The organism is Nostoc sp. UCD121 (assembly GCF_014222285.1).
Lineage (GTDB): Bacteria > Cyanobacteriota > Cyanobacteriia > Cyanobacteriales > Nostocaceae > Nostoc.
The window spans coordinates 18927-44385 of record NZ_JACKZS010000039.1 but is presented as its reverse complement, the minus strand read 5'-3'; the positions used below and the strand labels follow the sequence as shown (position 1 = coordinate 44385).

The window sequence follows — 25459 nt, the reverse complement described above, 5'->3', positions numbered from 1 at the left end:
GCCTCCCCTGCTCCCCCTGCTCCCCCTGCTCTCTCATCTCCCCCTGCTTCCCTACCGTCCTCTTCAATTAGGAAGATTGCAATGCTTAAAGGATTATTTTCATTCAGCGATCGCTACCGCATCTTACATCAAACTTGGTTTGCCTTCTTTCTCACCTTTGTCTGTTGGTTTAATTTCGCTCCTTTCGCTACAACTATTGGCAAAGAACTAAGTTTAGCGCCTGAACAAATCAAAACTTTGGGCATCTGTAACCTCGCCCTCACAATTCCTGCACGGTTAATTATTGGGATGCTTCTGGATCGTTTTGGCCCCAGAATCACCTATTCAATGCTGCTAATGTTTGCGGTAGTTCCTTGTTTGGCGACGGCGTTAGCGCAAGATTTTAATCAACTAGTTATCAGTCGTTTGCTGATGGGAATTGTCGGATCTGGGTTTGTTGTGGGTATCCGCATGGTGGCGGAATGGTTCCAGCCGAAGGAGATGGGAATTGCCCAAGGCATTTATGGCGGCTGGGGTAACTTTGGAGCTTTTGGCGCAGAGTTTGCTTTGCCGATACTTGCAGTAGCTACTAGCTTTTTTGCTGGTGGTGCTTCTAATTGGCGGTTTGCGATCGCACTTACAGGGATAATTACTGCTATTTACGGCGTAATTTATTACAACAGCGTTCAAGATACGCCCGCAGGTAAAGTCTACAAGAAGCCTAAGAAAAATGGTTCTCTAGAAGTGACTAGTATCAAAAGCTTCTGGGCGCTGATTGTCTCAAATTTTGGTTTGATTTTCGCTCTAGGTTTATTAGCTTGGCGCTTGGAACAAAAGAATATTCACTTCTTGACTTTGAGCCAAATGTATCTGGCTTGGTTGCTATTAGCAGGATTGTTTGCTTACCAAAGTTACCAAGCTTGGCAAGTAAACCGAGAACTTCTAGCTGGTAAAAAAACTTACGCTCCATCGGAACGCTTTCAATTTGGTCAAGTAGCTTTACTGGAATTCACTTATATAACTAACTTTGGCAGCGAACTGGCGGTTGTTTCCATGCTCCCGGCATTCTTTGAAAAAACCTTTGCTTTAGAGCATGTTGTTGCTGGGATGATTGCTGCTACCTATCCGTTCTTAAATTTGATTTCTCGTCCCAGTGGTGGCTTAATTTCTGATAAATTTAGCTCCCGTAAATGGACAATGACAATAATCAGTGTCGGCATTGGTGTTAGTTATTTGATTGCCCATTTTATTAATAGTAGCTGGCCGATTCCGCTAGCGATCGCAGTTACAATGTTTGCCGCTTACTTTGCCCAAGCTGGCTGCGGTGCAACCTACAGCATCGTACCCATGATTAAGAAGGAAGCCACTGGACAAATTGCCGGCAATGTGGGAGCTTACGGTAACTTTGGCGGCGTAGTTTACCTAACAATTTTTAGCTTAACCGACGCTCCAACGCTATTTACCACGATGGGTATAGCTGCTTTAGTCTGTGCTTTTATGTGTGCCTTCTTCCTCAAAGAACCAAAAGGTTCCTTTGCTGCTGCTTATGAAGGCGAAGCACCAGAAACCGCAACTAAAAATCCTAACTTTTTAGCAGAAGAATAGACCTGTCATAAATTCTTATAGTTCGTAGCGAATAGACTCAAACAAACTTTGCGCTCTACTTTGCGCCCCTCTGCGTTTAAATTTCACCCCTCAATTCACCACGATTTTACGCAAAGCTGTATTAACTTGCGCTTTTCAAACAGTCGCTACATCTGAGGTTGCACAATCATGAGTGAATTTACCAAAACCCTTTGTCCTTACTGTGGTGTTGGCTGTGGTTTAGAAGTTTCACCTCCAGCCCAACATAACAAAGCAACTAATCGAGATAGTCAAGGTAATCCAATTTGGCGGGTGCGTGGCGATAAAGCCCATCCATCCAGTCAAGGAATGGTTTGCGTCAAAGGCGCAACGATCGCAGAATCTTTAGATAAAAATAGATTACATTACCCAATGGTGCGAGACTCCTTAGATCAAGAGTTTCGGCGCGTTAGTTGGGATGAAGCTTTTGATCTCATCACCAAGCGCATTCAAACTGTGCGCTTCACTCAAGGACCAGAAGCCTTATGTATGTATGGTTCCGGCCAGTTTCAAACGGAGGATTATTACATAGCCCAGAAACTGATGAAAGGCTGTCTGGGTACTAATAATTTTGATGCCAACTCTCGCTTATGTATGTCTAGTGCTGTGTCTGGCTACATTCAAAGCTTTGGCTCAGATGGCCCGCCCTGCTGTTACGAAGACCTAGAATTAACTGACTGTGCATTTTTAATTGGTACGAATACAGCCGAATGTCACCCCATCGTTTTCAATCGGCTGGCAAAATATCACAAAAAGAACCGCAAAGTCAAAATGATTGTGGTTGATCCCCGACGCACCCCAACCGCAGAAGCCGCAGATTTGCATTTAGCCATTCGTCCCGGTACAGATATCGACTTGTTAAACGGCATCGCTCACTTGTTGATGCGCTGGAACTACATCGATACCATGTTCATGGAAGACTGCACTAGCAACTTTCCGGCTTATGCGGAAGTGATTCGCCACTATCCCCCAGAAATAGTAGCTCATCGATGTGGAATCAGCATTGAAGATTTAGAAACAGCAGCTCGCTATTGGGGTGAATCACAGCGGGTACTGTCCTTGTGGTCAATGGGTGTGAATCAATCGTCAGAAGGGACGGCTAAGGTAAGAACTATCATTAACCTGCACCTGATGACTGGACAAATTGGCAAATCTGGCGCTGGCCCTTTCTCGCTTACAGGTCAGCCAAACGCAATGGGAGGACGGGAAGCCGGAGGTTTGGCGCATTTATTACCGGGTTATCGGGTTGTGAAAAATCCTCAGCACCGAGCCGAAGTTGAGGAGTTGTGGGGACTCAAGCCGGGACAGATTTCGCCCAATCCCGGTTTGACTGCTTGGGACATGATTACTGGCTTGGAAAATGGCGCTGTAGAGTTACTGTGGATTGCGGCTACCAACCCAGCTGTAAGTATGCCAGATTTGGAGCGAACTAAGAAGGCGTTGTTGCGATCGCCTTTCACTATTTACCAAGACGCATATTATCCTACAGAAACCTCTGCTTACGCTCATGTCCTCCTACCAGCAGCCCAGTGGGGTGAAAAAACTGGTGTGATGACAAATTCCGAACGAGTGGTAACTTTGTGTCAAGCATTCCGCCAACCACCAAGAGAAGCTAAAGCAGATTGGGAAATTTTCGCTGAAGTTGGACGCAGATTAGGTTTTGAAAAAGAGTTCGCCTTTGCTAACTCTGCTGAAGTTTATGCTGAATTCGTCCAATTAACTCAAAATCGCCCCTGCAATATGACGGGTATCAGTCACACACAATTACAGGAACAAGGCCCGACTCAATGGCCGCATCCCCAAGAGAGCAGGGGAGCGGGGGGAGAAATCTCTCGAAAGCGGTTATATACTGATTTGCGCTTTCACACTCCTGATGGACGCGCTCGATTTGGGGCATATTACTCAAAGGGATTGGCAGAACCACCAGACCCAGATTATCCATTTGTGCTAACTAATGGAAGACTTTACGGACACTGGCATACCCAGACACGCACCGGACGAATTGAAAAAATTTGCAAAATGCATCCCGCACCGTTTATCGAAATTCATCCCCGTGATGCTGCTAAGTTAGGTATTGTAGATAATCAGAGTGTGGAAGTGCGATCGCGTCGTGGTAAAGCTCAATTTCCTGCTAAAGTGACAAAAGCGATCGCGCCTGGTACAGTTTTTGTCCCTATGCACTGGGGTTCACTGTGGGCAGATAATGCCGAAGCTAACGCCCTTACCCATCCAGAATCTTGCCCAGATTCGCTGCAACCAGAATTAAAAGCCTGTGCTGTGCAGTTGATACCAATCTCTGTGGAAGTTACAGTCAAAGATTATCAATTCCAGTCATCACAATGGTAAGCTGCAAAGTGTATTTATAAACAGGTAATTAACAATCAATCACTAATAGGTAATTTAGTCAATAATAAATAACTAATAGTGATTATAAATTTTTATGGCTCTCTACTCTTGACTCATAGCAATTACTATATATAAAGAGACTAGATTTCTAGTAAGCAGAGGCTTTACTAGCGTCGAATTAAGCTATGGGAAAGAATAAAAATCAGATAGTAAACTTACAAATCATCTTTTTTTAATCCTCTAGATTTATCTATGGGATTTTCTTTTATTTAAAAATCAGGTGCAGCAAATGAAAAAGTTAATGAGGCGAATTCTCGGAGCTACCAAAGATGAGAACTTCATGCACATCATTGAAAATATAGAGGTGCTAGTTTCTAAAGTTCTATCTATTTTTATGGTAGTTGTAATTTTGGTTGCGATCGGAGATTTAGCAGCTTTTATTCTTAAAGAGTTATTTACAGCCCCTTATGCTAAGTTTAACACAACCTTGTATAAGATTTTTGGGTTGTTTTTGAACATTTTAATTGCTTTAGAAATTTTAGAAAATATCACAGCTTATTTACGAAAGCACGTTTTTCAAGTTGAATTAGTTATTGTCACATCTTTAATTGCTGTTGCCAGAAAAATTATTATTCTTGATTTAGAAAAAGTTGGAGGTATTGATATAATTGGTTTAGGAATAGCTATTCTAGCTCTATCAATTAGTTACTTGATAATTCGTCTCAGTAATGACAGAAACACTCATTAAAAATAGAGATGATTCAGATATTTTTGAGTATAATTTTTATAGAGATATAGTTTTGGCTAATTTTATCCACAAACAATAGAGTATACTTGATAATTAAGAACAGCCAAAACGGCATTTGGTAAAGATTATTAGTGTGCGATCGCTACCTAAGTCTTGTTTTTAATTACTATTTTGTAAGTGAAATCTAAAAAAATATCGATATTTTAAAATTGTTAATTCTAAATAATCAAATTTGGGCGTTGCTGATTCCATGTATGAAAATGATTTTGTATAATACCAAAATCCTTGTAGAGACGTAGCACTGCTAGTCTCTACATCCAGATTCATACTTTAATTCAGCAACGCCCAAATTTTTAATACTTGACTATGAAAAATTTTTTTCAATTTGAAGCAGACTTTGTTGATTCCCTGCGTTGTATCCCCATGCAGGTGCGTTGCAATTTAGATACTTGTGGCATCAAGCTAAAATTGTCTGATTGGAATCAAATGACTACAGCCGAGCGTCAAGCTTTAGTCGAATTACCTTGCACAACAGAAACGGAAATTCAGTCTTACCGCGAACATATCGAACAATTAATCCTACAACTCACGGGTGTACCAGCTACAAAATTACCCATCGAGGCACATCCTGCATGGCTAGACTCTAGCACCGTACCACCTAGCCTCCAGGAAAAATCTCAAGAAATAGGTGTAAACCTGACAGCGCAACATTGGGTAGCTTTAACGCCCTTACAGCGTTTTGCCTTAATTAAACTCAGTCGCCCAGGACATGAAAGCAAAAACTTTAAAAGAGCGATCGCAGAATTTAATCTGCTTTAATTACAGAATAAAAGTGTTCAGTGCATTACACTTTGTTAACTTGCCATCATAAAATGATACATTATCGCAGTGTTAGTGCTGTAATATGTCAAAAATTTGTGCGTCTGCTCACGCCTAATGGACTCAACTCTAAATTAATATTTATTTTATAAACAACACAGTTTCTTTACCTAGTCCCTGCTTCAAATAGACTGTGGCAAAAACAGCTGACCTTTAAGGTGACACTCCTACGGACGCTTAAGTACTTGCTACCGCCAGTTACTCATGGGGAAACATCCCTTTTTTACAAGACACTTTGCGTTCGCAAAGCGTTCCGTAAAGCCTGCGGCATAGCTTTGCTTAGGGCGCAGCCTCTCGTAGAGAAGGAAAAGCGCTAGCCCTCTCCCTTTGGAAGAAGATCATACTAGCTCGCAACAGACCACCAGAAATTATATATTTTCTAAATGAAACTAAATGCAGTAAAAACTACTGTTTTTTGATAAATTGCTTTGGATGAAATTTACCGCTAGGATGTCAAAAGCAGACAAATCATATAGTCTGATTCATCCGCATGACAAGCCCATTTAGGACAAACTCTCAGTACATGGAATACTTATTAACATTAGGTGAAACAATTTGAAATTTCCCTTCTAGAATTTTAAATTTCTTAGCAGTAAGTGAAGCTATAGTGGATTTAGCAATGCTGCTGTTAATGTGGCTAAGGTTAGTCCTGCTGCCAAATTATATGAAGAAGAATTAGTTTAGAAACGCACACTAACTCGATGACAGGCAAAAACGCAAGACATAATGCATTTCTGCGGCTAGTGTCTGGTAATGGGGCAGCTTCTGGATCAGAATCTCGCTACTCCCTGCCCCCCAGCAAAGAGATGGTAATTGGACGCGACCCCAGCTGCCAAGTTGTCTTGGATGCCATGATGTACCGGATGGTATCTCGTCGTCATGCGGTGGTTCGTCCCCTCTCTTTATCGCCAGATAGCAAATTCAGCTGGGTGCTTTGTGATTTAAATAGTGCTAATGGTACTTATTTGAATGGACAACGCTTGTATGAATGTCAGGAATTGCACCCAGGCGATCGCATTTCTCTAGGTGCGGATGGCCCGCAATACGTTTTTGAGTACGAATATACTTATCAAGCTCCGGCCACAACAGTTAACCAAGTTACACCATTACCTTCGGCAACAAATTACCACGGTCACACGCAATTAAAGCAGCCAGATTCTGTTAGCTTCACTCAGCTTTTCCCCATTATTTCCACTGGTAAAGATTTAACTCGGAAAGCTTACCTCGTACCGGGAATACTGACCGTAATCTTTGTAGTGTTAATGTTTGCTACAGTCGGTCAGCCTCAAGCTAATCAAATTATCGTTGCAACTTATATCGCCTTCGCTGCCTACTATTTTGTTTACCAACTTTGCGGTAAACAAAAGCCTTGGTGGGTGCTAATGGCTGCGGCATTGAGTACAACGTTGATTTTACTCAGTCCACTGTTGGATCTATTTATTTTCGTGTTTCGCGGTATTCTTCCTGGAAACTTGCCCTCACCCCAAGAATCTACCACCTTCACAGAGTTACTGGTACGGATGTTTTTTGGTGCTGGGTTGATGGAGGAATTACTCAAGGCATTACCTGTGTTAGGGGCATTTGCCATCGGTAGAATGTTATCTTCACCTTGGCGGGAAAAGATTGGCGTTTGGGAACCTCTAGATGGGATTCTCCTGGGAACGGCTTCTGCTGTGGGTTTCACTTTATTAGAAACTCTTGGACAATATGTGCCCGATATTGCACAACAGGTAGGCATAGGCGCTGCTGGTCAACTAGCGGGTTTACAACTGCTAATTCCGAGAATTTTAGGCTCTGTAGCGGGACACATGGCTTATAGTGGCTATCTGGGCTATTTTATCGGGTTGGCTGTTCTCAAGCCCAGTAGAAGTTGGCAAATTCTTTCTATTGGTTATCTTAGTGCTGCTGCGCTCCATGCTCTGTGGAATGCGACAGGATCTATTAATGCCTTGCTGTTGGTAGTTGTTGGGGTGTTATCTTACGCCTTTTTGATGGCGGCAATTCTCAAGGCACGGGCGCTATCACCTACGCGATCGCAAAATTTCGCTACCCGATTTCTAGGCCCAAAATAAGAGATGAAGAAGCTGGAATCAGGGAGCAGAGGAGCAAGGGAATAATTTGAATATTTATATCTTTGGATAGATGGCCTAGTTAGAAAATAAGCGTACTGTAAATTTACTCTGGGGTAACTATGCCTGAAAAATAAAAATCATTTAACTTCTTGCAAAAGTCTTGATTTTTGACTCTTTTTTTGCGCCTCTGCATCATATAAATCAACATCTTTGCAAGAGATGACTCTAAACGTATAGCAATTACAAAGCATGGGCTATGCGAACACAGCGCATGATGAAAAGTTTTTGGTTTTCTCTACTTTTTCTATTGCCCGTTACCGATAAACTGTGACTTATTCCCGATTTTATAGTTCAGACTGAGACTGGTTGAGTTGAGTAAAAGCATAAGAAGCGATCGCTAAAGTGACCTTTGCTTTCTCTACTTCTGATAAAGCTGTCCACTCGCTATTGTTAAGATTACTTATGGCAGATGCCGCGTTTTTCGATTCGCTACTTCGCATAGCGTAAGCAAAAGGGCGAGCTAAAACTAAAAGATCCTCAGTTCCCCAAGTTGGCAACACTGTCTGAACGCACTCAACTAGTTGTTCACCTATTGATTGCTGGGCAGCAAAAATCTCAGCAGCTTTCTGGGCTATGGTATTGAGCAATGTTTGGGGTACACAGGCGGCAAAAGTATTACGTAGTGTTTCTTGAAGATTCAGCACTAGTGATTGTTGGGGATTGTCATTAGAGCTTGACGTAAGGGAGATATTAGACCAAAGTGTATCCAGATTGCTATAAAAATCTTGCGATCGCGTCGTCAGTTCTTCCTCAAGTAAATCTTGCATTCCAAACTGTTGTTCTAATTCCTGAAAATAAGCTTCAGATTCTTCATCAGCTGGATTCCAGGGATAGGTAGCATCGTCTGGTTCTAGTAGCGCTTCTAATAAATCTAAATCTACTTGAGATGGCAAAGAAGAGAAGGTGTCTGAGCCGTTAATTTTTTTAGCCATTTTTTATTTTCTCCCGATTATTTGGTGGTATTGACAACTACAATTCCTTACAAGAGATTTCCGCAAAGACAGTTGGTTTTTTCTCTGGTAAAAATAGATTTTAAAAACTGATGTTAAACATGAAAATCTATTTCTGCAATAGCTATACTAGGAGTCTTCAATAATAAACTCCCAGGTTTCGCCTCTAGCACTTCCAAACTTTAACTGCATTCCCGATTTCAGGGGTACTTCCTCTCGGAGGATTTGTTGCCATCCATTAGGGCCTAAAAACCAGGTTGTACCGTATGTGGAAAAATCTTGCAAATAATAAGTTCGCACTAATGTAGCATCAGTAAGAGTATTACGGCAGAAGATTTCGGCGTGGCGTTTGGATACAGATGGTTCGGCGATGACGATATCATTATCTTTCGTGCGGCCGATGCGGGTAACTCCATAACGCAACAACCAGGTTTTACCTTTTGGAGTGAGCGATCGCAACGAAGCAGTCGGAAGCGGTGAACCGATATCAGGAATGGCTGTGTCTGGTAGTTCGGTAATACCTTCATCTAGATTCTTAATCAGTTCGCCATTAAAATCTGGATGCAGGTAGAGAACAGGCAAAGTCCAAGCTGGTTGATTAAATTTATACAGTGTTAATAACTCTTGCCTAGCCAGTGATACGGCTTCATCTATGGGTTTGTGCGATCGCAAAGCTTCGGTAAACGCTTGAATAAAACTGTGGCTTTCGTGATCGGCGATTTCATCGCGCATCCCCAAAACAGCAGGTACTCCATGACGAATTAGTACTTCGGCTAAACTACTGGCAGGTATGGCTTGATGATTAATAGCAGCTGGTTGCGCGCCCCAACAGGCGTTGAAAAGTGCTAGTTTCACACCAGTACGGGTCAATACTTGCGCCAATTCTATCCCATTGAGGGGCATATCTGATCGCAAAAACAGTAATCCTCCGTCTGCTCCTGGCAAACCATGTCCAGCGTAAAAGAAAACGTTGTATGCTTTGGTTTCTAATTCTTGAATCAACTCTTGTGGAGTTGGTTGTATAAGTTTATTTACTATACAAGGTGCATATCTTTGAGAATTACCACCCACAGGTGTATCTACAAGACTTTGCTGTAAAATAGCCGCTTCTTGTTCTAGTTGCAGCTTTTCATCATGACCTAAAACCAGCAAAATACTTAAAGCTTGGTCAGTTCGCAAATACGGTAATGGGTCAACTTCACTACTGGTACGACTAAATAGCAAATCTTGGGAGAGAGACATTGCCGATTGACCAGGCTCACGCTGCATAATTTCCCAAGGAAGAGCGATGAGATCCGGGTCACGAATTTCTAGCCGAAAGCGTAAACGTGTATGCTGACCCATAGCAATCCCGCGACTGCGTTCTAGACTACCGAGAATTTGCCCGTCAAATACCCAGCGCCATAAATGCATTCCCAAGTATTGCATCAGACGACTGGTGTAAGGCCCAGTGGTTTGACCAGAAGGGGGCGAAATCCAATCTATGGAGAATTGGTTCGATTTTTGAGATGTTGAGTTTGGGGAAATATCTAGCCGACTATGGCCAGCAAACATCTGCTGCCATTCTTGCCAAACTTGATTGAGTTCAACAGGCCATACACAGTCACGTAAAACGTAGCCACTGGGATAGGGAGCCTTGACCACCCAAATGGCGAAGTTGTCAGTGCCAGTGTTTAAGAGACGGGCGATCGCCAAATTCAGGGATGGCATGGATTCATAAAATTAAAAGCTAAAAACAATGGAAGGAGGCAGGAGGTAGGATAGCGCCGGCGGCAAGCGAGTCCACGAACATCAGGTAGTTTTTCTCCAGGAAGAACTGCCCTCTGCGGCTCGACTGAGCGATCGCCGAACGTCCTCCTGCCTTTCTTGATAATTTAAAATAACAATTCTTCAAGGTGAAAATTTTCTATTTTTTGACCTTGTAAGTTTTTTACTTTGATTGTTACTTGTTATTATTCCAGGTTTTTACCAGTTTATCGAGTATTTAATTAAGTTGGACTGGTGTCAGCTGATGGAGTAGCTGGCGGTTGCGTAACGGTTGCACATGGATTTGGTACATCTGATTGTAAAACAGATACACCAAAGCTTTTTAGTTGGGATAAGTCCAGCAATACTGTTTCCGGTAAAGGTTTCAAATTGGGTGGAACTGAGGAAGTTACTGCTGGTTTATTAGTATTAGCTGGAGTTGGCGTGTTTTTGCTTGGACAGACTCGCATAGAAACCGAAAGATTTCCAGAAGCAGGTTTGGGATTTGGATTTGTGTTGATAACTTGTAAAAAAGCTCCAGAGGGAAGCGATGGTTTATTCCTCAAGGGGATTTCCTTGTTGGTTTGAATTACCCAGCCAGCAGAAAGGTTATCAAGCGATCGCGCTACGGGTGTCGCTTCGGCGGTAGGCTTTTGAGTTGCTGTGGGATTGGGAAGAAATGGAAATGAGCCTGATGGCGATCGCAATTCCTTCACGAACAATCCTAAAGAGCCTGCTATCACCACAAATATTAAAGGAACAATCCACTGTAGCGGTAATTGGCGATTTTTAGCAGGCTCAGTGTCGGGAATCACCTGAGTTTTGTGGTTTGGGCTACCTAAAAGGGTTGCATCTGTTGTCCTGGATGCAAAATCAACAGTTTTGGCAGAATAACTCTCTGGAATGAAGGCTTTGATGGTAATTTCTGGTTCCCAATATTGGACTTGATAATGAACTAAAGCGATGGTGACATTATCGTGTCCGTTTTTAGTATTAGCAATTTCGATTAATCTATCGGCAACATTGGCGAGGTTTGCTTCCCCAACTAGAATCGGCAAAATTTCTGTTTCCCAGTATTCCTCCACCCGATCAAAATCACTCAAACCATCGGATGTGAGCAGAAAAATCGCATCTTCGTCGAGCATAAACCGTGCCGAGGTGGGATGCAATGAAGTGCTGGGCCCCATACCCAAAGCCTGGACGAGAGAGCCGGCAGAACTTTGTTGTACAGCGTCGCGGTAAATGGCATAGCCTAGCCGCACTTCACGGGAAGCGACATCATCATCAAGGGTAACTTGATAACAGCCTTGGCGGGTAATCCAGTAAGCACGACTATCACCTACATGGGTAATGTACATTTCATGTGCAACAGGCAATGCCATGACTAAAGTCGTGCCCATGCGCTGTCGCCCTTGGCGATTTTCACTGTCATTGCGCTGACTAATTTTGTCATTGGCAATTGCCACTGCTTTTTCTAGGTCATTCAGCAGTAGTGAGGGGTCTATGTGGTCGTAGGGAACTTTTGTTAATTGCTGTACCTGTTGCTGGATTGTTTCAATGGCTAAATTTGAGGCGACATTGCCACCTTCGTGACCACCGATGCCATCACAGACGATTGCTAAAGCCGTTGGCTGGGGTGGTTTGCTTATCAGAGTTCCACTGGGAGGGCTACAGGCATCTTCGTTGCGTTGGCGACTTGGGCCAGTGTCGGTTTTGGTGATAATTTTGATCGTAGGCGTTTGCGATCGCCCTAATTGTGCCAGTCCCTGATCTAAAACTGTAATCAATTGGTCAGTTGAGTTAATCTCTCCCTGAATTAAAGAAAGGCTAACCTGCTCAACAAATTCAGTTATGGCTGGTTTGGCTTCATGTACCAACTGCTGCCAAAATTCACCTAACTGCGGCAATTCTGGTGATATTTCGCTGTCGAAACGCAAATCTAACAACCGGACTAACGATCCTTCTACCCGTAATACAGATGAGTCAAGCAAGCTAGAAGCGACACCTTCACTTGCCAGAGGTTGCCACAGATGAGCTATTTGCCATAACCAATTGAGTTGGCGCATCGATGTTGCATCACGCCAAGCGGTGGTTAACTCGCTGCCCAAATACACTTGGATTGTGTCATCTACTAATAGTGGCGGTTTAAATAGTGGCGGTTTTTCTAAGAGTAATATTTCTCTTTCATGGGAAGATCCGTCAGCTATAAAAATGACTCCATATACCTGTGGTACGTGTAAGCGATAGGGAATGAGTCTCAGGTAAGCTCTTAGAGGCTGTAAATTCTCTAACTCAGGTGTTAGTGCTAAGAAACCAGGTTTCGTGTCTAAAAGAATAAATTTCTCAACGACTAAATAGCGATCGGCTAATATTTCTCCAGGGCTACCCACACTTGGGCCATCTACCACAGCCCAGAGATAATTTTTGGGTAAGGGCGTGGAACATCGCTGGCAAAACTTGTGAGTCAGGGGGTTGGCAGCCTGACAATTTTCATTTGGACAGTAGAGCGTTGCCGCGTCATTTTCCATAGTTTTCGCACCGATCAGCGATTGGCAATTTCTTTAACAGCATTAGTAGGGACAATCTAGACCGCTCATCTTTCTTAAAATTGACATACCCAGACTTTAGATGATGATTTTAGCTGGCGGATATCAGCAGGTGCTAATACTTAACTTATCTAAAAAACACGCTCCTAAGTCAACCCTCCAGCCTCATCATAGCTTCTATTGCTCTGTGACTCTCAATCGCCAAAGCAACTAGCTCCAACCCTGTTAACAAAGCATAACCCAAGCATAACTGTGCCCCAAGCTTTTGCTGAATTATCGCATCATCAAGAGGCAGAGAATATTGGGATTTATTTAGTTTATAAGTAGGATAGCAACAATTAACTTTAATTAAGAATTAAGAATAGCAAATATAATTTTGGCAAAAAAAAGTACTGGATGAATTTCCCCTTCCTACGTCGGGAAGGGGGATTTTGCTGATGAGTTGCTTGAATTGTCAGAAGGGTTCAGCCAGACTCTTAGCAACTTTTTAGCTTACTTGTTTGTCGTCAATTGCAACTTGGGGGACTCCCATGCTGTAGTTGGTAACGCGGGCAGACAGATTGTAGCTGATTTCGCCGCCTTGCAGGAGCGATCGCAGATAATGCTCTAAGTCTGACCCCACACGGCGCAAATTATAGTCCGTGAGGTCTGCGCCACTGGATGCTTCTACTAGTTCATCAAATTTTCGATAAACTTTTTGCAGCGCGTCTTCATTCCAGTTGAATTCGTTATCTGGGTCAATATCTAACGTTAAGACCTGTTGACTTGGAACTAGGTCGCCATCCCGGTCAATTTCGCCTGCAAAAATGCGGACATGACGGGTTGTGGACTTGAGCAGCATCGGGTTATCCATAAAAGGGTGTAAGATTTGGGTGGATTACACTGAAATTATTGTAAACGCTATATTCAAGCTTGAATGCTCTCAATTTACAAGCTTTGAACGCAGTTTCAAAAGGGTATATTGAATGGGCATAAGTAAAAATATCACCTGTACTGAATTAACTTACTCCTTCTGTTATGAGTTCAAGACACATTTAGCAGCTAGTACTGTCAGTAGTGCAATTATTTTTCTGTAAAAATTACTTTTTCATTTAGGGTATACAAACAAGTCAAAGTGGTGTGTGAATCTTAACTACTGCTAGGGTTTTCTTACTCATAAAGCCTAAAAGCCAGTAAGGGGAAGCACTCACAAGGAATAATTTGATCTGTGTACATTTTTTTATGGAGAACAAAAGTTTTTACCTTAATAATTCTGCTGACGAATTTCTTCGGAATTTCCTATTGCAAAAAACGTACATCAAGTAATTTCACTGAATAGTGCTACATCGACCTCTGGCTGTCATAAGTTCAAAAAAATTAAGCGATTTTACTTACGTATAAACACCAAAATTAAAGTAACAAGTCCAACTGTTATTGACGTTCACATAAAGTTGATGTAAAAAGCTTTAAAAAGGTTGAACAACTTCTTACAGAAACTTTATTGTGTAGAATCTTAAAAACTGAATAATAGTTATGGCTTACCATAAGCTACATCTGGCACAGGAACATCAAAATCTAGACAGTGAAAATTTAGCTTGTAAATAAAACACAGGAGAGTGAAATGGATTACAAAAGTGATTGATGAAGAAAAATTCTTAATTCAAGCACTTTGGATTCAAAAGAGATATAAAGAATTTTTGCTGGACATCTACCTCCTTACCCTCATGACAACCAAGTAAAGGAATCTCAATAGTTATGAACTCCAAAGCATTACCACGCCAGATAAATAATCTCGAAGTAGGTGTTTATGAGTGCGAAATCCATCTCAAGTTCCGGTTGATTGAGGAAAAGAGTCTATTGAGCGATCGCGAGCAACTCTTACAAGTGCTACTTGATGCTTTAACAGAAGGCTCTGATGACTTTCTAGAGACGCTACAAGCGTCCGTTAAAGCGCAGGAAGTGTCTGAGTTTAAAGCTTCACCTCAAATGCGCCGTCAGCTTATGCGCTTGCGTAATGCTGCTGAAAACCCACCAACTTAAAGGTGTAATTTAAGTAGTGAAAAGCATGAATTGGGCATCAAATCAAATGTTGATCCCTTAGCCCCGTTGCAATAAATACTAAGCAGCAAGTAGAATTCATCAAAATATTGTGATTTCTACTTTGTGAAAGTCTTATTTAGCAGCACAAAGTCCCAGGAACAGTTTCCTCTATTAAAAAACTTTGTAGCAAAGGGTACTGGTAGAATCTGAGAGCCAACTCAACCGGGTGCATTTTACCGAGTTTTTATCAAAAAATTGCAGGAAGAAAAAACCTGTGTCTTTACAGATGGGAATTGGACAACAGGCGCAAATCAAATAAAAACCTAAAAGACCAAAGTAAACATAAATAGTCTTGCTTTTAGTTTTTTACTTTAGCTAAGTGCCCGATTTGCTGAAATACTTATGTTTTATCTATTACCAGTATTAGGTTATGGTTTGGCAGCCAGTTACCTAAGAGTAAGGGAGCAGGGGAAGATGAGGGAGATAAGGAAGAAGGAGGGGAGCAGGGGGCAGGGAGCAGGGAGCAGAGGGGAAAGAGGTAATTCATTTTCTCCCCTGCCCTTCTGCCTCTTTTGCCCCCTGCCCCCTGCACCTCTGCCTCTTTTGCCCAATGCCCAATACCTATTTAGCCAGACCGTGTTCTAGAGCAAAACGAACTAACTCTGTACGGCTGTTAGTGCCAGTTTTACTAAACAAACGGCTGACGTACTTTTCTACATTGCGGACGCTGGTTTCCAAACGACGGGCGATTTCTTTATTCATCAACCCTTCAGCGACCAAGTTTAAAACACTTTGTTCTCTGGGAGTCAAATCAATTTTAAAAGGGGCTGGCGATTGGGAAATGGCATTTCTTTGGGTTAATAATGCTTTAATTTGGGCAATCTGATTGGCTAGTTCAGCAAGATCGGGTGTTTCAGCGTCATCTCCTGTAGTTGTAGCCTTAGCAGCGCGGCGGGCTAGCAAATTTTCGACTATAGCCACTAACTCATCAGGATCGAAGGGTTTGGGTAAATAGGCATCAACACCAGCATGATAGCCTTGGATGCGATCGCCAGTCATACCCTTAGCAGTTAAAAATACTACTGGCAGCGCTTGGAAGCGGGGGTCTTCTCGCAGTTGCTTGAGGAACTGATAACCATCCACTTGAGGCATCATGACATCCGATATCACTAAGTCAGGTGTATTCATCTGCATCCATTCCCAACCTTCAAGGGCGTTACTGGCGACTTGAACGCTGAAACCGCTCTCTTGCAAATAGTCTTTCACGGCTTCCCGTATCCCTGGTTCATCATCCACCAGTAACAATTGTGCTGACATTTAAGATTTCCTTGAGTTTTCCTTTTTCCAATTTAGCGAAAGTTGACAGTCATTGAACATTCTGAATTTATCTCTACAGCCCTTAAAACTTCTAAAGTTGACATCTTGGCCTCGTTCAACCCTTTAACCTTTGTAATCATCTTCGCTTCATAAGGACGGGCTGACTGCAAAGTTTAGGGACTTCCAAATAAAAAAATACAATTATTGATTGTGGGGTGGGCAACATGAGCGCCCAGTTTATACGGCGCTCATTTTGCCCACCCCACAAGATGGGATAATTTTTGGAAAAAGTATGTGCCAAAAAGCCAGGGTTTTTGCCGGATAAAGAAAGCCGAGTTCTTAATTTTGGATAAAGTCGAGCGAAGAAAGCAGGAACGACTGCGTAAAATGCCCTGTGTGTGAGACATATTTATATTTTTGATAGGCAACATTACAAAATCCTATATAGAACTAGTGCTTGATTTCTGAAAAAGCTCGGTACAGATCGAAAAGCCTAATTCCTTATTCCCTACTCCCTACTCCCCACTCCCCGCCCACGTAGATAATTTCAAAAATCAAATACGATTCCTATATGCAGTTTTCTGCAAAATAGCAGGTACTATTATGCGATCACACCATCCAAATTAGGCATGTATATGTGCATAAAAGGTGAATGTATTTCCTAGTCGCTTCCCTTAATCTGAGTATTAAAGAAACGGTTCATGAATCGAAAAACAGCAAAACTCATCGATTTATCAACCGTTGCTGATGAAAATACCGTTATTGTTTTAACTCAGATTTAGAGGTTGATTATGTTTTCTAAACCAATTTGTAACACAATTTTAGCAACAGCTTTTACATTACCAAATTTCAAACAAACGGCTTCGATTGCAATTTTAGTTGCTGGAATTGGATTATTTGGTATCAAGTCAGCAGATGGGAGAAATGCCTTAATACAAACACCAGATGTTTCTCAATCTTCATCTGATGCAACGAAGTTCATCGCGCAACTCGTAGATGCAAATTCTCCGCTCTACGGAAGTTGGAAGCTAAGATATAGCATTGATGGAGTTGTCTATGAAAGCGTCCTGGTAATGAGCGGATATTCTGGAGCGATGAGAACTAGATATTTTGACTCTAGGATAAATAAAAAGCAGGCTGTAGACCAAGAAATTAGCCTCAAATCTTCTTCTCAAGGATTAGTTTTATTGGGATATAATCCTGTCTATCCTGGAACTTCCAGAAGACACCCTACTTATGCGGCTGATAATTTTTTGTTTTCTGTTGAGCCTGATGGCTCAGTAATAGCGTATACTTGCGATGATCTACGACAATGTTCATCTGTAGATGTGGAAACAATAGTGTCCCAATTCTAAATAGAGATGGCGTAAATTGTTTGTATTTCAAGTTCCCTGGTGATTAGCGAACTGATAAGTAAGTGAACGTAAATAATTATCGTTGGATAAGGCGATAGGTATAAGGGTTTTCGCCTAGTTTGATTTTATTGTGCCAACTTACTTAAGTCAGCGATTACGCGATTGCATTTATTATTTGATACTAATTTTTTTGTCTCAAGATGTGCCTATAAGACTGATACAAAGCTACAGGCTGTAGTGGCAATTTATGTAGAAGCAGAGGTCTTTTTGCAGGGTATTGCCACTACTTAAATAAAGTACATTTTCACATAAAATTGGTATAACTGCTAAATATTATAATGTACAAATCGGATTTTAATGATTGCATAAAGATGCAATTATAAAATAGCCTGTTATGGTATTTTAGTTAAGTGATAATAATTTTTAAATATTTAATTATTAATGCGATCGCTAAGTTCTTTGGTAGAAACAAATAGAAGTATGTCATCAAGCAGAAATACATCTAAGACTCTTGCTAAGTAAAAATGATTAACCTTACAAATCATAGATAAATAATGGGTTTCTACCTCCGGCTTCAACAGCTTTTTTTCATATTGTTTTCTTGCCTCAGCATCACGCCAATCGCAGTATTTGCCCAATCGACACCCCCTTCGGGAATAACAATTCCCTCCGATGTTCCAGGGAAAGTGGAAGAAACCATTTCTCAACCATCACCATCACCAAGTAATCCTCCCACTCCACCTGCACAAACTGTTCCTATACTCCCATCACGCCAGCAGGAAAATCGACCTAATACCACTTTTCCTAGCGGCGAAAGTTTCTTTGTCAAAGAAATCCAAATTACAGGCTATTCTGTTTTAAAAGATGAAATCATCAAGTTAAAACAACCCTTAGAAAATACAAACATCACATTTGAGCAATTATTGCAACTGCGATCGCAAATTACCAAACTCTATGTTGATAATGGCTATATCAGCAGTGGTGCATTTATTCCCAACAATCAAGATATCGCTAGCGGTGTTGTGCAAATCCAAGTTGTGGAAGGCGAACTTGAAGGAATTTCCATTTTAGGGTTAGAAAGATTGCAAACTGCATACGTGCGTTCCCGGATTGCACGGCTGGCGGGTAAGCCTTTAAACCAAAAACGCCTCGAAGAAGCGCTGCAATTATTACAACTTGACCCCGTAATTGAACGAGTCAATGCCGAGTTAACCGCAGGTAGCAGTCCAGGTAGCAATATTTTACAGGTGACAATTACCGAGTCACCACCATTCCATGCTGGGGTAAACTTTGCAAATAACCAATCACCTAGCGTTGGTTCAGAACAAGGGAGCGTTTTTATTGCTCACGATAATTTTTTAGGGTTTGGAGATAAATTCAACGCTGAATATGCTGGTAGTGAAGGGTTAGATATTTATAATATCAATTATTCTATTCCCTTTAATGCTCTAGATGGAACTATTGGTGTTCGCTATAGCAACAGTGCTAGCCGGATTATTGAAAGCGAATTTCGTGACTTAGATATCCGCAGCGAAGCCGAAACCCTTTCTTTTAACATCCGTCAACCGCTAACCCACACGCCAAACAACGAATTTGCTATCTCGTTGGCATTCGATTTACGGCGCAGTCAAACCTACATACTCAATGATATTCCCTTCTCGTTTACTGAAGGGCCCGAAGATGGGAAATCAAGAGTTACGGTAATTCGCTTTTCGCAAGATTGGTTACAACGTAATGCTAACAGTGTCTTAGCGGCGCGATCGCAATTTAGTTTTGGCATTGATGTTTTTGATCCAACTATCAACAATAGTGGTACTGATGGGCGTTTTTTCTCCTGGGTAGGACAATTTCAATGGGTGCAACGGCTATCTCCCCGCATTTTGATGTTGGCCAAAGTTAACACTCAACTTACTCCTGATTCCTTACTTTCGCTCGAAAAAATCAGTATTGGCGGAGTAGATACAGTGCGCGGCTATAGTCAAAATCAAATTGTTGCTGACAATGGGGTAGTTGGAGGTGTGGAAGTTCGTATTCCCCTAGCATCGAATGTGGAAACTTTACAGCTGATACCCTTTTTTGATATCGGCACAGCTTGGAACAATCGCGGTATTAATGCCGACCCACAAACCATTGCTAGCCTGGGTTTAGGCTTGAACTGGCAACCTTTAAACGGTTTGGTATTGCGTGCAGACTATGGTATACCATTTATGGGCACAAGCGATCGCGGTACTTTACTGCAAGATAATGGCTTTAATTTTTCAGTCCGTTATCAACCATTTTGAACCACATCTACAGAAAAAGCGATCGCACTATAAATCAAGCTATTCTTCTGCTTCAAAATTAACACCTTCATACAGTGGTGCGATCGCTAACTCAAATTCGAGTTAAAAATGGTCGCAGAATAACAGAAAAATAAATTCTGGAATTCTGCTCTCAAAAAATAGCAATTTACAAGATTCCCGAACAATTAAATTTGTGAATTCATTGCCCAAAAATACTACAGGCAAGGTGATGATACGATTTTTATGTGACGAATAATTTACCAGTACATCCAACAAATTTCTAAATTTTCCCACACAGTTAAGATAAATGTAGCAATTCTCAATTATTCATTGAAACCTCTCCTCATTCTTTTCTCTGCGTCATGCCAGTTGCTGCAAGTCAGGGAACCCGTCCCTGTGCATCTGCGGTTCATTAAAAAGATTGCTACTTTACCTCAAACTCCAATTAACTCATCAAACACATCTAAAAACATGAATACAACTACATCTATAAAAGTTCAAAAACCCAAAACTGACGAACTACTATTATGGAATCTTATTTTTGCAGATACAGGTCGTCAAGTATTGCTCGTTGCTTATTACATAAAACTATTTAGGTGTTTTTTATCGGCAAAAAATGTTAGTATACAACGCAGCTTAGATTTTTATACTCTTACTTACAGATAAGAAGTTAGTATAATTAACTGTTTAATTGCTCAATATGCGCCGATGCTTGTAGATATTATGCTGGCTACACAAACACGATGAGTCTGAGTCACACAAGGCGACAGAGATGCTCTCATCTCCGATTTGCAAGGAGTTCAACGCTTTTTTGCCGAAGAGGTGGTTGATAGTTGTCAGGAAAGTACCGATCTAATTAATGCACTGACTACCATGCTTGCAGCTAATGAAGTCAAACAAGCGAATCTCGCCAGCATAATCTACACATCTATCTAACCAGAGAAAGTTGCTTTGTGTAATTTAAATGCAATTTAGCTAACTACCTATATTAAACACGAAAAATTACTTATGGGGAAAAAACCAGATGTGCCTATTGAGGCACTGAAGCAAATTTTGAAAATGTTGCTAAAATACCCAGTAATGGTTTTGGCTGCGATCGCTAGTTTATTAATGACGACAGTTGCTAATATCGCTGCACCTCAAATTATTCGCTGGGGAATTGATGCAGGTATTGCCAAAAATAACTTACAAGTGATTTTGACTTGTGGGGGATTGATGGTTTTGGTGGCTTTGATTCGGGGATTATTTAATTTTGGACAAAGTTTTTTTTCAGAGATAGTATCTCAAAGTATCTCTTATGACATCAGGAATAAATTTTTTAGTCAAACCCAGCATTTAGATTTAAGCTACTACGATCGCACGCCCACATCACAACTGCTCACACGTATTAATAATGACATCGAACAAATTCGCGTTTTTATTGGTGCAACCTTGCTGCAAATTTTCGGGGCTGCGATCGTATTATTCAGTAGTGCGACAATTTTGCTATTCATGAATTGGAAGTTGGCACTGATAGCATTAGCAATTATCCCGATTTCCTTCATTTTATTAGGCGGATTTTTTCAAAAAAATACTTCCTTATTTACTCAAGCACAGAGGCAGCTAGAGAATTTAAACGCAATTTTAAAAGAAAATTTACTCGGTGTGCGTGCAGTCAAAGCTTTTGTGCGTCAAAAAACAGAAATAAAACGCTATGCCGTTGCCAATGAAGATTTCCGCACAACAAGTATCAAAACAATTTATGCACTGCGAGATACATTTCCAATAATTTTTTTAGCGAGCAATTTACTTGCAGTTGCCATTTTTGGATATGGGGGTTTAGAGGTAATCAGCAACAGCTTTTCTATTGGCGAACTAGTTGCTTTTAATTCCTATTTAGTATTTATCATCCAACCAATTTTTCAGACGACTTTTGCATTTCAATCTGTTGCTCAAGCATCAGCATCAGCCACCAGAGTTTATCAGGTGATAGATGCAGAAATTGCCATCAAGGAATCTCCCAATGCAGTCTTTTTGCAAAGATGCGAAGGAAAAATTTCTTTTGAAAATGTTGATTTTCGTTACCCAGAAGTAAATGATAATACCTTAAATAGTATTTCATTTGAAATCCAGCCAGGGCAAACAGTGGCAATTCTAGGTACGATGGGAGCAGGGAAAAGTACACTTGCTAAATTGATTCCACGTTTTTATGATGCAACAAATGGAATAGTAAAGGTTGATGGTTATGATGTCCGCTCTTTAAATTTAGTCAGTTTACGTTCTCACATTGGTTTAATTTCTCAAGAAGCAAGTTTATTTTCTGGAACCATCCGTGACAATATCGCTTATGGAATACCAGATGCACCTCTTTCAAAGGTAATTGAAGCAGCTAAGTTTGCTCAAATTCACGATTTTATTATTAGCCTCCCTGATAGTTACGATACTGTTATCGGCGAACGAGGAATTGGCTTATCGGGAGGGCAGAAGCAAAGAATTACTATTGCTCGAATATTGCTAAATGATTACAAAATTCTGATTGTAGATGATAGTCTTTCGGCTGTTGATGCGAAGACAGGAACATTAATTCAAGAAGCCTTCAATGTTCTGATGCAACAGCGTCAATTTACTATAATTTTTCTCACTCAACGGATTAATAATATAGTAAATAATGCTGACCAAATTTTCATAATTGATCGAGGTAAATTAGTTAAAATATCTTCCGGTGCAGAGTTAATTGAAAATGCCATCTTAAAAAACTAGTTATTCATAGAAATGCTAATTTTTTGATCTCTAGAAAATTATTTACATCTCAAATTACCTTTGCCATACTTTCATCCATGAACAGAAAAATTAATATTTTTGAATCGGTATCACAAGTCAATGCACCATTACCTGTTATCCGCCGCTTCAGTCAATATTTTCGTCCATATATCAAAGAAATTCCCATTATCCTGGGAATAATTATTACTAGCTCTATTACCCAAACAATAGCACCTTTGCTTACTGGTTGGTCGGTAGATAACTTGATACTTAAAGGCAATTGGTTAGGACTGTTATGGATGCTAGTTGTATTAACAATAGTATATCTTACGGGGTTTTTATCCAATCGGACTTTGATTGTTAAAGTTGGTGTAATTATGCAGCATTTACTCGCACAATTGCGCCAAGATATCATGAACAAATTACAAACATTACCCCTTAGCTTTTATGATAGAAGTAAAGTGGGTGATTTAATGAGTCGCCTGCTGAGTGATGTTAATACTTTAAATCAAGTATTTAGCCCTATTTTACCGCAAGTTATTGGAGGCTTTTTTGGCTTATTAGCAAGTGCAATATTCATGCTTTCCATCAACTTGCAATTGGGTTTAATTACTAACCTGATTGTGCCCATTATGTTATTAACAACTGCATTTTTTGCCAGATTAGCGAGGGCAAAGTTTCGCATTACTAGAGAAACAATTTCTCAGCTTTCAATTCAACTAGAAGAAAATATTAGCAATATTCAAGAAGTTCAAGCATTTAACCGGGCAGAAATCAACATTCAAGAGTTTAAAAAACTTAACGCAGATAACCGAAATGCTAATATCCAAGCAACAGCAATTACTGCTGCTTTCCTGCCAACAATAGACTTATTTAATACACTCACTTGGGGGATTGTATTGGCTTATGGTGGCTTTCTCGTTTCTAAAAATATCATGACTGTGGGGGCTGTTACCGCATTTTTGTTTTACGTCCAGCAATTTTTTCAACCCATCCAACTTATCACCAACTTCTATACTCAAGCACAATCTGGATTAGCCGGATTAGAAAGAATTTTTCTACTTTTGGATGAGCCAGTCCAACTTGAAGATGCCACAGATGCGAGCGCAATGCCAGCAATTCAGGGTAAAGTTCAATTTGAATCTGTCAATTTTGGGTATAAACCTGGCCAAAAAGTTTTAGAAAATGTAACTTTTGACGCTGAAGCAGGACAAGCGATCGCATTAGTTGGAGCTACTGGGGCAGGAAAAACTACTATAATTAGCCTACTTTCCCGCTTCTATGATGTGTCAAGCGGTGCTATAAAAATTGACGATATAGATATCCGAAAAGTTACCCAAGCAAGTCTACGCCGTCAAATTGGTGTTGTCTCGCAAGATACCATGATTTTTAGCTGTAGCGTTGCCGAAAATATTGCCTTTGGCAATCCCCAAGCAACAACGGCAGAAATTGAAGCGGCTGCAAAGATTGCAAATATTCATGACTTTATCTTGACCTTACGCCAAGGCTATGAAACGCAATTAGGAGAACGGGGGATAAATCTCAGCAAAGGACAACAACAGTTAATCAGCATCGCCCGCGCAGTTTTGGTAAACCCGCGCATCTTGATTCTGGACGAAGCAACTAGTAACATTGATAGCCAAACAGAGAACTTAGTTCAACAAGCGATCGCTAATTTACTTCAAGGTCGCACCAGCTTTATCATCGCTCATCGTCTGGCTACAGTTACTAACGCAGACAAGGTATTAGTGATTGAGCAAGGGCAAATCATCGAACAAGGTACACATACACAATTGATGGAGCAAAGGGGAGTATATGCAAACCTTTATTCTCTACAACTGGTAAATAATATCAAAACTAGCTTGAAAATAGGTTCAAGGGATTAGTATTCAGTCAAGCTAGTTTCTAGATTTTGTACCAAACACTTAAGTGCTTAGAAAATAAGGACTAAAGCCCTTAAACATCTCATTTTTTCTCCAACTCTGTGTTCTCTGTGCGGCAGTCGCTCATGGGGGAAACCCCCAAGACCGCGCTGCCTTGCCTCTGTGGTTCGTTCCTTCACCCTTTAAACTAAACTTCGCCCTCATCTCCCCAATCCCCCTTGGTGTTCACAATGAAAACCTTTATGCTCCCAAGCTTGCATATCTACTTCGGCAAGCTTGGTCACATTTGAGCATTCCGGTTGAATAATTTGACTTAAAATTGCCCACAATAGGCTACGCGTTAAATCTAATCCAGTTTTGCCCCAAGATTCATTATTACCAGGAATACCCGATTCCTCAACAATTTCAGGCTCTACCCAAATACCATGAGCGCCCAAGAGAATCTGTGCCATCCATTTAGCTCTGGGTAAGTGACTTGGCGAAGTAATCAACATGACTTTATGCACTCCCCAACGCCGGAGAATTGGAATACCATAATAAAAATTTTCAAAGGTAGAATTCGCGCACTTTTCTAACCAAACGTTTTGTAACTCTACTAATTGCGGCTGAAAAATTAACCATATACAGGGGTCTGGGGAACCATGAGAAATTAAAATTGGGGTTTGCGGGTATTGTTTTGCTAGTTGGGCCACATAAGTTTCTCGACGAATACTTCCACCAAGCACCAAGAAGGCATCTACTGGCTGTGAAGAAGCAAAAACTAAGGTTATAGTAGTAAAAATCAGCCAAGTGCCTAAGATAAAGTACAATACACCAGTTAGTTTTTGTAACAATTGCCACAGATTAAAAAATTTTTTTTTAATAGAAATTAACGATTTGATGGTAAATTTACGTTTCATGACTTTGGTAAGAAAA

At 40.9% G+C, this 25459-nt stretch carries 17 protein-coding genes; 10 read left to right on the top strand and 7 right to left on the bottom strand.

Translation table 11 applies throughout. From position 1 onward, the window contains the following. Positions 1 to 81: 81 nt before the first annotated feature. The 5 genes from GNF10_RS11225 (at position 82) to GNF10_RS11205 (ending at position 7647) form a co-directional block, all read left to right on the top strand. Positions 82 to 1584: a NarK family nitrate/nitrite MFS transporter gene (locus GNF10_RS11225; RefSeq protein WP_185580387.1), complete on the top strand. Its 1503-nt coding sequence runs from the start codon at positions 82 to 84 to the stop codon at positions 1582 to 1584. A 168-nt stretch (positions 1585 to 1752) separates the two neighbouring features. Continuing rightward, complete coding sequence (locus GNF10_RS11220) at positions 1753 to 3948, top strand: molybdopterin oxidoreductase family protein (RefSeq protein WP_185580388.1); 2196 nt, start codon at positions 1753 to 1755, stop codon at positions 3946 to 3948. Between the two features lie 289 nt (positions 3949 to 4237). Continuing rightward, entirely contained in the window at positions 4238 to 4696 is a 459-nt protein-coding gene (locus GNF10_RS11215; protein WP_185592965.1) for a phosphate-starvation-inducible PsiE family protein, read from the top strand. A gap of 366 nt (positions 4697 to 5062) precedes the next feature. Then, positions 5063 to 5515: a nitrate reductase associated protein gene (locus tag GNF10_RS11210; protein ID WP_185581339.1), complete on the top strand. Its 453-nt coding sequence runs from the start codon at positions 5063 to 5065 to the stop codon at positions 5513 to 5515. Between the two features lie 761 nt (positions 5516 to 6276). Next, entirely contained in the window at positions 6277 to 7647 is a 1371-nt protein-coding gene (locus GNF10_RS11205; protein WP_185581340.1) for a PrsW family glutamic-type intramembrane protease, read from the top strand. 344 nt (positions 7648 to 7991) lie between these two features. On the opposite strand, the gene GNF10_RS11200 is transcribed toward GNF10_RS11205, so the two are convergent. From GNF10_RS11200 to GNF10_RS11185, 4 genes are all read right to left on the bottom strand, one after another. Continuing rightward, positions 7992 to 8639 carry a hypothetical protein gene (locus GNF10_RS11200; RefSeq protein ID WP_185581341.1) on the bottom strand — a complete coding sequence of 216 codons (648 nt, stop codon included), beginning with the start codon at positions 8637 to 8639 and terminating at the stop codon, positions 7992 to 7994. A 147-nt stretch (positions 8640 to 8786) separates the two neighbouring features. Continuing rightward, positions 8787 to 10367 carry a CHAT domain-containing protein gene (locus tag GNF10_RS11195; RefSeq protein ID WP_185581342.1) on the bottom strand — a complete coding sequence of 527 codons (1581 nt, stop codon included), beginning with the start codon at positions 10365 to 10367 and terminating at the stop codon, positions 8787 to 8789. Positions 10368 to 10645: 278 nt separating this feature from the next. Further along, positions 10646 to 12931, bottom strand: a complete 2286-nt coding sequence (locus GNF10_RS11190; protein WP_185581343.1) for a protein phosphatase 2C domain-containing protein — start codon at positions 12929 to 12931, stop codon at positions 10646 to 10648. A gap of 505 nt (positions 12932 to 13436) precedes the next feature. Continuing rightward, positions 13437 to 13802, bottom strand: a complete 366-nt coding sequence (locus tag GNF10_RS11185) for an NAD(P)H-quinone oxidoreductase subunit M (protein WP_114081065.1) — start codon at positions 13800 to 13802, stop codon at positions 13437 to 13439. An 881-nt stretch (positions 13803 to 14683) separates the two neighbouring features. Between GNF10_RS11185 and GNF10_RS11180 the strand changes: the two genes are divergently transcribed. After that, positions 14684 to 14968 carry an Npun_R1517 family heterocyst differentiation transcriptional regulator gene (locus GNF10_RS11180; protein ID WP_012408225.1) on the top strand — a complete coding sequence of 95 codons (285 nt, stop codon included), beginning with the start codon at positions 14684 to 14686 and terminating at the stop codon, positions 14966 to 14968. Between the two features lie 621 nt (positions 14969 to 15589). Here GNF10_RS11180 and GNF10_RS11175 read toward each other — a convergent pair. Beyond that, positions 15590 to 16285, bottom strand: coding sequence for a response regulator transcription factor (locus tag GNF10_RS11175; protein WP_174710852.1), 696 nt, complete (start codon positions 16283 to 16285; stop codon positions 15590 to 15592). A gap of 791 nt (positions 16286 to 17076) precedes the next feature. Here GNF10_RS11175 and GNF10_RS11170 point away from each other — a divergent pair. After that, positions 17077 to 17640 carry a hypothetical protein gene (locus GNF10_RS11170; protein ID WP_185581344.1) on the top strand — a complete coding sequence of 188 codons (564 nt, stop codon included), beginning with the start codon at positions 17077 to 17079 and terminating at the stop codon, positions 17638 to 17640. A gap of 431 nt (positions 17641 to 18071) precedes the next feature. Here GNF10_RS11170 and GNF10_RS11165 read toward each other — a convergent pair whose 3' ends face one another. After that, the gene (locus GNF10_RS11165; RefSeq protein ID WP_185587847.1) at positions 18072 to 18278 is read right to left on the bottom strand and encodes a hypothetical protein; all 207 of its coding nucleotides are present in this window, start codon (positions 18276 to 18278) and stop codon (positions 18072 to 18074) included. On the opposite strand from GNF10_RS11165, the gene GNF10_RS11160 reads away from it, so the two are divergent. The 3 genes from GNF10_RS11160 to GNF10_RS11145 all read left to right on the top strand — a co-directional run bounded on the left by GNF10_RS11160 (position 18195) and on the right by GNF10_RS11145 (position 24547). Further along, complete coding sequence (locus tag GNF10_RS11160) at positions 18195 to 19922, top strand: ShlB/FhaC/HecB family hemolysin secretion/activation protein (protein WP_185587843.1); 1728 nt, start codon at positions 18195 to 18197, stop codon at positions 19920 to 19922. The genes GNF10_RS11165 and GNF10_RS11160 overlap by 84 nt on opposite strands. A gap of 1008 nt (positions 19923 to 20930) precedes the next feature. Next, on the top strand, positions 20931 to 22661 hold the full coding sequence (locus tag GNF10_RS11150; RefSeq protein ID WP_185587841.1) for an ABC transporter ATP-binding protein: 1731 nt from the start codon (positions 20931 to 20933) through the stop codon (positions 22659 to 22661). A gap of 77 nt (positions 22662 to 22738) precedes the next feature. Then, positions 22739 to 24547, top strand: coding sequence for an ABC transporter ATP-binding protein (locus GNF10_RS11145; protein WP_185587839.1), 1809 nt, complete (start codon positions 22739 to 22741; stop codon positions 24545 to 24547). Positions 24548 to 24744: 197 nt separating this feature from the next. Here GNF10_RS11145 and GNF10_RS11140 read toward each other — a convergent pair whose 3' ends face one another. After that, a complete protein-coding gene (locus GNF10_RS11140; RefSeq protein ID WP_185587837.1) occupies positions 24745 to 25443 on the bottom strand; it encodes a YdcF family protein in 699 nt (232 codons plus the stop codon). Positions 25444 to 25459 lie beyond the last annotated feature (16 nt).